This window comes from Microbacterium immunditiarum (assembly GCF_013409785.1).
In the GTDB taxonomy this organism is placed as follows: domain Bacteria; phylum Actinomycetota; class Actinomycetes; order Actinomycetales; family Microbacteriaceae; genus Microbacterium; species Microbacterium immunditiarum.
Map to the genome: position 1 here is coordinate 3,896,032 of NZ_JACCBV010000001.1, position 10,836 is coordinate 3,906,867.

General features: G+C 63.8%; 13 protein-coding genes. 1 reads left to right on the forward strand and 12 read right to left on the reverse strand.

Features of this window, described 5'->3' with window-relative positions; translation table 11 throughout:
- Positions 1–5: 5 nt before the first annotated feature.
- From BJ991_RS18095 to BJ991_RS18110, 4 genes are all read right to left on the reverse strand, one after another.
- Positions 6–932 (reverse strand): carbohydrate ABC transporter permease, encoded by a 927-nt coding sequence (locus BJ991_RS18095; protein ID WP_246301135.1) that lies wholly within the window; start codon positions 930–932, stop codon positions 6–8.
- Positions 929–1,834 (reverse strand): carbohydrate ABC transporter permease, encoded by a 906-nt coding sequence (locus tag BJ991_RS18100; protein ID WP_179492310.1) that lies wholly within the window; start codon positions 1,832–1,834, stop codon positions 929–931. The genes BJ991_RS18095 and BJ991_RS18100 overlap by 4 nt, the downstream gene beginning before the upstream one ends.
- Positions 1,834–3,159, reverse strand: a complete 1,326-nt coding sequence (locus BJ991_RS18105; RefSeq protein WP_179492311.1) for an ABC transporter substrate-binding protein — start codon at positions 3,157–3,159, stop codon at positions 1,834–1,836. The genes BJ991_RS18100 and BJ991_RS18105 overlap by 1 nt, the downstream gene beginning before the upstream one ends.
- Before the next feature lie 82 nt (positions 3,160–3,241).
- Entirely contained in the window at positions 3,242–4,240 is a 999-nt protein-coding gene (locus BJ991_RS18110) for a LacI family DNA-binding transcriptional regulator (RefSeq protein WP_179492312.1), read from the reverse strand.
- Between the two features lie 139 nt (positions 4,241–4,379).
- Between BJ991_RS18110 and BJ991_RS18115 the strand changes: the two genes are divergently transcribed.
- Positions 4,380–5,123: an alpha/beta hydrolase gene (locus BJ991_RS18115; RefSeq protein WP_343048829.1), complete on the forward strand. Its 744-nt coding sequence runs from the start codon at positions 4,380–4,382 to the stop codon at positions 5,121–5,123.
- Between the two features lie 328 nt (positions 5,124–5,451).
- Here BJ991_RS18115 and BJ991_RS18945 read toward each other — a convergent pair whose 3' ends face one another.
- The 8 genes from BJ991_RS18945 to BJ991_RS18225 all read right to left on the reverse strand — a co-directional run.
- Positions 5,452–5,796, reverse strand: a complete 345-nt coding sequence (locus tag BJ991_RS18945; RefSeq protein ID WP_425487540.1) for a DUF6881 domain-containing protein — start codon at positions 5,794–5,796, stop codon at positions 5,452–5,454.
- Positions 5,696–5,953 (reverse strand): HYD1 signature containing ADP-ribosyltransferase family protein, encoded by a 258-nt coding sequence (locus BJ991_RS18950; RefSeq protein ID WP_425487541.1) that lies wholly within the window; start codon positions 5,951–5,953, stop codon positions 5,696–5,698. Before BJ991_RS18950 ends, BJ991_RS18945 begins: the two co-directional genes overlap by 101 nt.
- Before the next feature lie 215 nt (positions 5,954–6,168).
- Complete coding sequence (gene istB / locus BJ991_RS18125) at positions 6,169–6,957, reverse strand: IS21-like element helper ATPase IstB (RefSeq protein WP_179486478.1); 789 nt, start codon at positions 6,955–6,957, stop codon at positions 6,169–6,171.
- Positions 6,957–8,159, reverse strand: coding sequence for an IS21 family transposase (gene istA / locus BJ991_RS18130; RefSeq protein ID WP_179486479.1), 1,203 nt, complete (start codon positions 8,157–8,159; stop codon positions 6,957–6,959). The genes istB and istA overlap by 1 nt, the downstream gene beginning before the upstream one ends.
- A 30-nt stretch (positions 8,160–8,189) precedes the next feature.
- A complete protein-coding gene (locus BJ991_RS18135) occupies positions 8,190–8,393 on the reverse strand; it encodes a hypothetical protein (RefSeq protein WP_179492315.1) in 204 nt (67 codons plus the stop codon).
- A 57-nt stretch (positions 8,394–8,450) separates the two neighbouring features.
- Positions 8,451–8,885 carry a hypothetical protein gene (locus tag BJ991_RS18140; RefSeq protein ID WP_179492316.1) on the reverse strand — a complete coding sequence of 145 codons (435 nt, stop codon included), beginning with the start codon at positions 8,883–8,885 and terminating at the stop codon, positions 8,451–8,453.
- Between the two features lie 1,046 nt (positions 8,886–9,931).
- Positions 9,932–10,417: a hypothetical protein gene (locus BJ991_RS18145; protein ID WP_179492318.1), complete on the reverse strand. Its 486-nt coding sequence runs from the start codon at positions 10,415–10,417 to the stop codon at positions 9,932–9,934.
- 58 nt (positions 10,418–10,475) lie between these two features.
- Positions 10,476–10,836: hypothetical protein (locus BJ991_RS18225; RefSeq protein ID WP_218852979.1), on the reverse strand; the 361-nt coding region annotated here is incomplete at its 5' end.

A 10,836-nucleotide genomic window follows, 5' to 3' on the forward strand; every position in this document is an offset into this window, starting at 1 on the left:
ACGAATTACCCTTTCACACCGGTGATGACGACGCCTTGGATGAACCAACGCTGCGCGAGGAAGAACAGGATGAGGCACGGCGCCATTGCGATCGTCGCCGCGGCCATCATCAGGGGATAGTTCTGGGACTGCTCGCCCACGAAGTTCACGATCCCGAGGCTGATCGGGAACATGTCCTGCGACGTCAGATAGATCAGCGGCCCGAAGAACTCGTTCCAGTTCCCCATGAACGAGAACAGGCTGATGATGATCAGGGCCGGCTTCGCCTGCGGCAGGACGATGGTGAAGAAGATGCGGAACGTCCCTGCCCCATCGATCTTCGCCGCGTCGTCGATCTCCGGCGAGATGCTCAGGAAGAACTGGCGCATCAGGAACGTGGCGAACGGAGTGGCGAAGAAGCCGGGAACGATCAGCGGCAGATAGGTGTCGAGCCACCCGAGTTCGCGGAACAGGATGAACTGCGGGATGAGCGTCGCCCAGCCGGGCACCATCATGGTCGAGAGCATGATGAAGAACAGCGTGTCTCGCCCGCGGAACCGGAACCGCGCGAAGGCGTAGCCGGCGATCGAACTTCCCACCACCGTCCCGAGCACCCCGAAGAAGGTCAGGACGACGGTGTTCAGCAGGTACCTGCCGAACGGCGCTGCCTCGAACAGGTCGACGTAATTGCCCCACATCCAGGGGTCGGGCAGCCATTCGATGGGATAGGAGAAGACCTGTCCCGCGGTCTTGAGGCTGGTCGACAGCATCCAGAAGAACGGGATGAGGAACGCCACCGACCCGAGAATGAGGATCGCATAGCTGATGCCCGCGTTGGTCGTCCGCATGAGCCGTCGACGCGGCGGTCGAGAGCGCTTCTCGGGCACGGTCGCGGTGCGGTCTTCGCGTGCGGACGCGGTCTGCTCTTCGCGCACGATCACGGTGTGAGTCATCGGCTGTCCTTCGCTCCGGCGTAGAAGACCCAGGTCTTGGAGGTCATGAACACGACCACGGTGATGACGACGACGATCAGGAAGAGGAACACCGAGAGCGCCGACGCGTACCCGAGACGAAGGTCGCGGAACGCGGAGTTGTAGATGTGCAGGGCGAAGAAGTAGCTGCCGTAGTTCGGCCCGCCCTTCGTCAGCACGTAGGCCTGCACGAACACCTGGAACGAGTTGATGGTGCCCATGACGAGCTGGAACAGGATCACCGGAGACATCATCGGGATCGTCACCGACCGGAGGGTGTCCCACCACGAGGCCCCGTCGAGTTTCGCGACCTCATACAACTCGGTCGGAATTCCCTGCAACCCGCCCAAGTAGATGATGATCGAGCCGCCCACGCCCCACAGAGTGATCATGACCAGCGACGGGATCACCCAGAACTGATCCTGGAGCCAGCCGATCGGTGGGACCCCGAAGAGGCCGAGGAACCAGTTCAGCACGCCGTACTCCCGGTGGAACACGAAGCCCCAGAGCACGGCGACGGCGACGCCCGAGAGCACCGACGGGAGGTAGTAGATCGTGCGGAACACCGTCACGCCGCGCAGCTTCTGATTCATCAGCAGCGCCAAGCTGAAGCCGATCAGCAGGCTGACGGGAACGTAGATCACCGTGAACAGGCCGGTCACCTTCAAGGACTGCCAGAACAGCGGATCGTCCGTGAACATCTCCGCATAGTTGGCGAAGCCCACCCATTGAGGTGCCCCGGTTCCGTTCCACTCGGTGAAGCTGAGCGCAAAGGCCGCCAGGATCGGGATCGCCGTGAACGCGAGGAACCCGACCATCCACGACTGAACCCATAGCCAACCCGTGGCCGCCTCACGGCGTGCAAGCGTGAGTCGCGACGCCATCACTTGATCTTTTCGGCCGCCGCGTTGACGTCCTCCTCCAGCGCCGCGAGAGCCACAGCGGGGTCCTCTCCGCTCGTCATGGACTGCACACGGTTGGTCCACGCCGTGTTGAACGCATCCCAGTACACCGGGTACGACCACTTCACGGCGTCCTCGAGCATCTGGTCGGGGAAGACGCTGATGTTCTGCGGAGGCAGACCCGCGTTGCCGGCGACTTCCCTCCAGCGCTCTGTGGACGACTGACGGCCGGGAATGCCGCTGACCTGTTCAGACATCAGGAAGTTCAGCTCATCCTCACTGGTGAGGTGGCGCATCAGCTCGAATGCCTGTTCCGGACTCTCCGAGTCCTTCGACAGCGCCCATGCACCACCCGCCGTGGCAACCGCACGTTCACCGCTGCTCCCCTTCGGGAGCTTGATGACATCCCACTCGAATTCGTCTCCGATCGCGTTGCGATGGATCGATGCCTCCCAAGATCCACCGACATGCATCGCGACGAGGCCCGAGTTGAACGGGTGCATGCCCTGCGGCAGCGCTCCCGGCTGCGGCGTAACCCCCTTCTCGGCCTGCTCAAGCAGGAATCGGAAGGTCTCGACGTTCTCAGGCGAATTGATGACGGAGCGCGATCCGTCTTCGGTGAAGGTCTCGCCGCCGTTCGCCTTGAGAATGCCCATCATCAGCCACGGCGTGAAGGGCACGAACGCACCCCACCGGGTCTGCCGCGAGCCATCGGTCTGCGGGAATTCTGCCGCGATGTCGAAGAACTCTTCCCACGTCCAGTCCTCGGTCGGAAGCTCTATGCCGGCATCCGCGAACATCGTCTTGTTGACGTAGACGGCGAAGTTGGAGAAGTCGTAAGGGAGCGCGTAGAGCTCCCCCTCGTAAGACATCTGTGCGACCTCAGCAGGCCAGAAGTCCTCCACATCGGCGTCGGAGACATAGTCCTCCAACGACTGCTGCCACTTGTTCGCGGCGTTGGCGGGGATTTCCTGAGTGCGGGCGAAGAAGACGTCAGGCAGCTGGTTGCCCACCGCCGCCGTCTTGAGCTTGGTGTAGTAGTCCGCGCCTGCGATGTTCAGCAATTCGACCGTGATCTGCGGGTTCGCCTCCGAGAACCGGTCGATCGATTCCTGAATCAGAGTCGCCTGCTCGGCCGCTCCGTTGAACCAGATCTGCAGGTTCGCCGCGCCATCGCCGGCGTGTGCCTCCTCCGGTTCACTGCCGGGACTGCACGCTGCCAGCCCGCAGATCGTGGCGAGAGCGACGGTCACACCGACGCCCCGCAGAAAAGTGCGCTTCGTTGCCGAACGCGTGCTCAGAGACATGATTGAGGTCCTCTCCGTCGAGTTCATAGGGTTCGTTCAATGGGTGGATAGACGCACCAGGGGTACGCCGTGTGCCGTGAAGTCAGATCGGCGCCGTGGAGTCGCGGACGACGAGCTCGCACGAGAGCAGACGTTCGACCGCTTCCGAATCCCGGCGGCCGGTCACCCGGTCGAGCAGGAGTCTTGCCGCATATCGCCCGAGTTCCTGCTTCGGCTGCGCGACGGTCGTCAGCGGCGGCACCGAATGACGTGCGACCTCCGAATCGTCGAATCCGACGACCGAGAGGTCGTCGGGAACACGAAGCTGACGCCGATATGCCGCATGCAGCACCCCGAGCGCGATGAGGTCGTTGGCGGCGAACACCGCCGTCGGCGGATCCGCCATCTCGAGAAGTCGCGCACCCGCGAGGACGCCGCCTTCCCGGTTGGGCTCGCCTTCGCACACCAACGCAGACTCGACGGGCAGGCCGATGCTCTCCACCGCGTCGAGATATGCCTGGCGACGAGATTCCGCCTGGCGGTGTGCACCGACGTACGCAATGCGCCGATGCCCCAGATCGTGCAGATGTGACATCGCCGACCTACCGCCGGAATACGTGTCCGATGCGACGAGATCCGCTTCCATCGGCTCACGAGCCGCGCCGACCCGAACGACAGGAAGCCCTTCGTGGGCGGCGTGGCGCAGGTACTCATCGACGGCGGGGGACTCCTGCGGCGACATGATGAGCCCGTCGAGCTGGTGGCCACGCAAAGCCGCGAGCGTCTGAAGTGTGCGTTGCTCGTCTCGGCCTGTCGATGCGGTCACAACGCAGTAGCCTTCGAGGATCGCCTCCTCCTGCAGACCCTGCACAAGCTCCGCCGTGAAGGGGTTGGCGAGGTCGGACGTGACGAATCCGATCAGTCCCGACCGCTTGGTCGTGAGGCTGCGCGCCGCTGTGTTCGGGACGAATCCGAGCTCGTCGATCGCACGCCGGATCTTCTCCGAACTGACGGGACCGACGTAGCCGCGCGCATTGACGAATCGAGACACGGTGCCGATGGACAGGCCCGCCCGCGCGGCAACGTCGTACATGGTCACCATCGCTCTCACCTCCTGCTGATCCGCGCGGACCCAGTCTGTTACCGGTTACAGATTTTGTGTCACCGGTTACACTAAGCCAGGTCAGGAAAAGGTGTCAACAGCATGGGTGCACATCGGCACTCGAGAGAGGCATCAAACGATGCGAGTAACAACCGTCGGGGTGGGCCCAGCCGAAGCGCGGCTCACCGCGTACATCCAGGACGTATCCAGCGTCGTCCGGAACTCCACTGCGCGCCCAGCCGTGCTGATCTTGCCCGGTGGCGGCTACCAGACCACATCCGATCGCGAGGCCGAGCCCATCGCGCTCGCCTTCCTCTCGGAGGGGTACAACGCGTTCCTGCTCCGCTATCGCGCCGACGTCGAGTCGACGTTCGGGCAGGCGCTGACCGACGCAGAGGCCGCAATGAGGTACCTCCAGGAGAACGCCGAATCGCTGGCCATCGATGCGTCAAGGATCATCACCTGCGGGTTCTCGGCAGGTGGTCACTTGGCCTCCGCGCTCGGCACGATCTCTAACGACAAGCCGGCCGCGCAGATTCTGCTCTACCCCGTCATACTTTCAGCCTTCGGAGAGCGGATGCGGACGGTGATTCCGTCCACGAACGACGCCGTGACGGCGGACACACCTCCGACGTTCCTGGCGGCCACCCGGTCCGACCATGTGGTGCCGATCTCGCACACGCTTGCATTCGCGAATGCACTCGACGACGCTGGCGTGCCATTCGAACTCCACGTCTACGGCACAGGCCCCCATGGATTGTCGCTGGGCAAGACATGCACTGCGGCCGGCTCCAGAACGTTCGTCGACGTGCCGTGGCAGGCTTGGTTCGGCCAGGCAACGACATTCCTCAAGCATCACATCGGCGAATTCGATGTCGCATGACGGATGAGGACGGAGCGAGGGGGTGGCCGCCTCAATCTAGACGCGGATAGGTGTCGTTGCGCGAGACCGCCGGGCATGTCCGAAACCCGCCAGGATTCGCATGCCGTGAGAAGCATTTTTCCCACTTCCTACCCATGGACATATGCCGATGCCTCGCGATCCCAGTGTTTTCAAGGGATCGCGAGGCATCGAATGGCGGTGACGGTGGGATTTGAACCCTTGTTCAGTGGCATTTCCTTGGTGTCCCGAATGCCGTTTGGGTTGAGTTTCCGCGGATCGCGACCTTTCGTCGATGTCCTCGACGATGCTCGATTTGCCACAGTTTTACTCACGCCCTTCCCGCGCCGCCGGGCACTCGAGAAGATCGACGATGCCCGCAAGTCGCCCGGGCTTCTCGCGCTCCTGTGCGTAGGGGTGGTTCAGGATCACCGCGATCCATTGACTCGTCGACCGAGGTCATCGGCAGTTCGGACAGTAGCGTCGTCCCCGTCGAGCAAGACCCGTTGGCGAAGTCGTATCGGCCGTCGGCGTAGATCTCGACCTTGCGCACTTCGTCGCTGCCGACGATCTCGCTAAGGAGCAAGATTGGCTCGTCCGGGAATTCGTGGTGCCACCGAACCCGCAGGTACACATACACCAGTTCGCTCCCAACCTCGGATGCGGCCAGTGACATCCAGCGGAGACCGGCCCGGAATCACAAACACACCATCTCGTCCTTTGACGACGTCGAGTTCAGAGACCTCGATCTCAACGTAGTTAGTGAGATGTTGATGTGCGTACAATGCTGCGTCATGGTCCCTCTGACCTTGCGCGCCGCGGGTTCTCCACATCCTCGATGCCGGGCTCAAGAGGAAGGCCTACCGCCGTCCGTTGGTCGGATCCTGGCGTTCGAAGTTCCTGGACAATCGCCTTGATCGTTGCCTCAGCGAGGCCCGTCCGGATGAAGTATTCCGATTGCGAGACGCTCTCATAACCGGCTGTCGACGACGGTTCAAGAACCGGCCAAAACGACGGGCGAAAACTAGGCCACCTGGTTGTCGTTTGCTCAGTCTGCCGGATCCTGCGTCTTGATGCTCGGGAGGCTGTCGATCCCTCGTCCGCGGAGCCGGTAGCTGGCGCCTTTGAGGGTGAGCACGTCGGCGTGGTGGACGATCCGGTCGATCATCGCGGCGGCGACGGCCTGGTCGCCGAACACCCCGCCCCAGCCGGAAAACGGCAGGTTCGAGGTCAGGATCAGCGAGGCGTGTTCGTAGCGGCTCGAGACGAGCTGGAAGAACAGGTTGGCGGCGTCCTGTTCGAACGGGAGGTATCCGACCTCGTCGACGATGATCAGCCCGTAGCGGCGCAGGCGGGTGAGCTCGCGGGGCAGGCTGCCTTGCCGGTGGGCGTCGGTGAGGCGGGTGACCCAGTCGGTCGCGGTGGCGAACAGCACTCGGTGACCGTGCCGGGCGGCGACGATCCCGAGCGCGGTCGCGAGGTGCGTCTTCCCGGTTCCCGGTGGGCCGAGCAGGACCACGTTCTGCGCTTCCAGGAGGAACCCGCCGGAGGCGAGAGCTGCGACCTGCTGGCGGGCGGTGGGTTGGGCGTCCCAGTCGAAGTCCTCGAGCGTCTTTCGTGCCGGGAACCCGGCCGCCTTGATCCGCAGTTCTGCGCCGGACGCATTCCGCGCTGACACCTCCCTCTCTAGGACGGCGGCGAGGTAGTCCTCGAACGACCAGCCCGCGTCGCGGGCCTGGTCGGCCATCCGGGCGGCGGCTTCAGTGATGCGGGGTGCTTTCAGCGCGCCGGCGAGGTAGGTGATCTGCTTGACCGACTCGGTGCTCTTCGCGGCCATCACGCGACCCCGCTGATTCCGAACGCGCGGTCGTAGTCGGCGAGATCTCGGGTGAGATCGTCGACGACGGGTTGTCGTGGTTGCTGGAACTGTTGTCGCAGCAGCTTCGCCGTCTCTCGGTGGGTCGGGTCGGTGACGACGGCGCCGCGGGCCCAGATTCGGCGGTGGTCGGCGAGGATCCGTCCGTCCAGCCGCACTCGGACCCGGTCGAGGTCGGCGGTGACGTCGACCATCCGGCCGATCGCTTGTGGGTCGACGGAGTAGTCGCTGGTGTCCAGACGCACGTAGTAATCCCGTCCCAGACGCACTCGTTCCCGCCAGCCCAGCTGCAGCGGGACCGGAGGCAGCGGCAGCATCCGAGACCGGTCGTGGTCGATCAGGTCGATCGGCCTGGCCTTGATCGTCCGCACCACCCGGGCGTTCGCGCGTTCGAGCCAATCGGTCAGTTGCGTGTTGAAGTCGGCCGGTGAGGTGAAGGTGCGGCCGGGCATGAACGAGCTCTCCATCCAGCCGTTGCGCCGCTCCACGATGCCCTTCGATTCGGGGTCGTAGGGCCGCAGCTGCACGACCTTGGTGGCGAGGGTGCCGGCGAACGCGGCGACACCTTGCGCGAGCCGACCCTTCTGCCCGATACCGGGTTCGTTGTCCCAGATCAGCCGGCGTGGCACCCGCCCCAGCTGTTGGATCAGCTCCCACGAGCCGAGCAGCAGGTCCTCGGTCTTTCGGGTCGGGATCATCCTGGCGGTGATGAACCGGGAGTGCGCTGCGACGATCACCAGCACCGGCAGCAGCACACTGCCACCGTCCTCGAGCGGGATCTTCCGCGGCGGGAACCAGAGATCGCACTGCGCCGCGTCACCGGCGGCCCACGACAGCCGGTCGGCCGGGTCAACCGGGCGGTGCTCCGGCCGCAACCGGCGGACGTTCTCCCGGAACCAGGTGATCGAGCCGGCCCATTCGACCCGTTCTGCGATCACCGTCGCCGGCATCGACGGATGCTCCGCGAGCAACGCCCTCACCCGCGCCTCGAAGGGTGAGAACGACGTCGCCTGCGGCCTTCGCTGATACTTCGGCGGCCGGTCCGACCGCACCGCGGCCGCGACCGTGTCCCTCGCGATCCCGAGGTCCCTCGCGACTTGGCGCTGCGGAACCCCGTCCGCGACCAGCCGCCTGATCAACGCCCAATCTTCCAAGGAGATCACCCACCCAATCTGGTCTGGGTGGCCTAGTTTTCAAGCGTCGTTTTGGCCGGGTTCTTGAGCGTCGCCGACACCGGCGGCAAGCGCCACAGCAAGCCGATCAGACTCGGCTTGACTCAACTCCAGGACTAGATTCCCTTGCTCCGTACTGATATGCATCATCAGTTTCTCGAGGAACTTCTGGTAACTCATCGTGTAGCCAGTCATCGAGTACTCACTGCGCTGGATGATCGCCACACCGAGGTCATGGGTCGTACCAGCCCTGCGCTCCCCAGCAGCGAGCCTGAACGTCGATCATGCCCTGGAAAGGCCGTCGAGAATCAAGCGCAAACCATCCAGGCGGTCGGCGATACCACGATCCCTCGCGAAGCTCTCTGCGTGATCGACCGCTGCGCCAAGAAGGCTCACGAGCACTGATCGATCCCCCGGGATCGGTCCTGATGGCACTGCGGCTTGCACCATCAGGTGATTGTCTTTCGTCCGGTATCGACCAGCGCGCACACCGTGGAATTCGTTGGGCACCATCCTCCCTTCGACGTGGAAGACGACGTTGACCCGCAGCGGGCTCGCGGCGCCGGCGCGGAGGGCGACGACCTCCTTTCCGAGTGCGGCGATTGCGCGCTTCCACGCCACATTCGTGGCGTCGGAGTCACCGAGGACTGCTCCGATAGAGAGAACCTCCACAGCTGACCCGCTCACTGTAGCCTCCCCCCAGGGCTCGAAGTCCATTGACCCAGGGTCCCGCTCAACAATCCATCGCTCAAGGTTGAGCAGCCGAAAGTGGTCGAGACGACTGTTGCCGCATAGCCCTCAACGTCGACCAGGCAATCACTAGCATTAGCCGAGTGTCAGGCAATCAACGGGTCGTCTTTTGGGACTTCGATGGCACGCTCGCCGGTCGCGAGGATCTGTGGTCGGGCGCGCTCCTGGACGCGTGGAAGTTCATTGACCCTGCCTGCACTGCAACGACCCAGCAGTTGCGTCCGTACCTGCGAGACCAGTTCCCCTGTGCCTTATCCGCCAGTGAAAGCCACCGTCGCGATCTCGGATCCCGCGTCCGCGCATGACTGGAAGACTGCGGACCACTGCTGGTCCCACCCGTCCGATCCGATCTCCCCTCGGCCCATGGCCGCCAGTGGCACCGGCGGGACGACCGCCTGGAGGGCGGCCACAGTCGCGCTCACTGCCCCCTCGCCGCGAGTAGGTACCCGATCGAGCACAATTGTTGCGAGGCGGTACCAGCCACCCTGCTCCTGGGCACTCATCCGCCCCTCGCGGACCGCGACATCGGCATTGAATCTGATCGACAAAACATCGCCCATCGCCGTGCACGTCTCGGCGTCCGTTACGGCATTGGGCGTCGACTCCGGTACCGGTACAGGTTCCGCCGCCGTGCTGTGCTCATGCATCGGAGGTGCGGAGCCGACGCCGGCGCCGGATGATGCGCACCCGGCCAAGGCCAGCATGCCTGTCAAACCAATTGACCCGATCAACTGGCGCAGGTCCCGGAGTGTCCGCCGGTCTTCAAAGTTCGCCCGACGGGGGGCTGGTTGTGTTTCTGGTTGGATCATTTTCGTCCTCTCGGCGAGCGCTCTCCAACGGTGGCATTGTGTATGAGCACCCGAGGCCGAGAGACGCAGACCGCGACCGCCCATTTCTCCGCGGGCTTCTCCCGCCCAGTCGGACGGCTTTACCGCTCCCGATTTGAGGCAAGGAGGACTCCTATCCCAATACCCTCGGACAGATTTCGGTTCCTTTCAGCCTGGCCTCGAGGCTCACCCCGTCAGCGTCACGCCGAGATTGCTGGCGGCGTCCTTGAGTTCGTCCATCGTCATCACCTCAGGTGCGCTCATGTTCGCCGACCACTGCTCTGGGCATTCGAAGCCGGTCACGGGAGGCTCTCCGACGGAGGGATCCAACGTGACCTGCCAGCAGACAACCAGCAGATGTGCTTCTTGTTGGATCCCAACCTGGGCCTGACCACTACCCACGGTCATCGCTGTGATGACCGGGGGCCCGGCTGACTCATCGATCCGAATCAGCCACGTGTTGTTCCATACGTCCCACTTCCAGGCCGACAGCTGCTCGTCAGTGGCCCCCAGAGCGCGCCAGTCCCCGCAGAGGCCGTTCTGCTTCGCCAGCGAGTCAAGATCCTCACCCGTGGTGATCTGCAGTTTCGTGAAGCAGTCGACCGCGTCCGAGATTGCCGTCGCCGTGTTGCGGATAGACGCGTCCCTGGCGTCCGAGACGATGTGTTCCATCCCGCACCCGGACAACGCGAACACCGCCGCGACGACGATCGCCGCGGTGAGGCCACTCTTATGGAGTCGTTGCAAGTGCTGCCTCGAGAGCATCTGAGTAGAGCTGGGTGCCTATGCCGTTGGGATGCACGGACGTTTGCGATGCGTAAGCACCGTTCACAACGTACCCCAGGCCTGGCACGAGTGGATCTTCGCTCGGTGACACAGCGAACTCCAGGCCGTTGATGCCGGACACGCCTGATCCGGTACACAGGTTGTGACCTGTGAACGTCGTTTGCGGATCCACAAAGATGACATGGGGCGCGCTCACGGTGTCTGCCGCTGTCGCCGCGGCGGACATCGCATTACGTACACCGACGGACACGCCATTGAGCCAGTCCATGTTGTTTTCGGCAATGTAGATGCAGGCGGAGCCGGAT

Excerpts from the sequence above, each read along its gene's own strand:
- BJ991_RS18095 (WP_246301135.1), bottom strand. The coding sequence starts at position 932 with ATGACTCACACCGTGATCGTGCGCGAAGAGCAGACCGCGTCCGCACGC.
- BJ991_RS18100 (WP_179492310.1), bottom strand. The coding sequence starts at position 1,834 with ATGGCGTCGCGACTCACGCTTGCACGCCGTGAGGCGGCCACGGGTTGG.
- BJ991_RS18105 (WP_179492311.1), bottom strand. The coding sequence starts at position 3,159 with ATGTCTCTGAGCACGCGTTCGGCAACGAAGCGCACTTTTCTGCGGGGC.
- BJ991_RS18110 (WP_179492312.1), bottom strand. The coding sequence starts at position 4,240 with ATGGTGACCATGTACGACGTTGCCGCGCGGGCGGGCCTGTCCATCGGC.
- BJ991_RS18115 (WP_343048829.1), top strand. The coding sequence starts at position 4,380 with ATGCGAGTAACAACCGTCGGGGTGGGCCCAGCCGAAGCGCGGCTCACC.
- BJ991_RS18945 (WP_425487540.1), bottom strand. The coding sequence starts at position 5,796 with ATGTCACTGGCCGCATCCGAGGTTGGGAGCGAACTGGTGTATGTGTAC.
- BJ991_RS18950 (WP_425487541.1), bottom strand. The coding sequence starts at position 5,953 with ATGTGGAGAACCCGCGGCGCGCAAGGTCAGAGGGACCATGACGCAGCA.
- istB (WP_179486478.1), bottom strand. The coding sequence starts at position 6,957 with ATGGCCGCGAAGAGCACCGAGTCGGTCAAGCAGATCACCTACCTCGCC.
- BJ991_RS18140 (WP_179492316.1), bottom strand. The coding sequence starts at position 8,885 with ATGGACTTCGAGCCCTGGGGGGAGGCTACAGTGAGCGGGTCAGCTGTG.
- BJ991_RS18145 (WP_179492318.1), bottom strand. The coding sequence starts at position 10,417 with ATGGAACACATCGTCTCGGACGCCAGGGACGCGTCTATCCGCAACACG.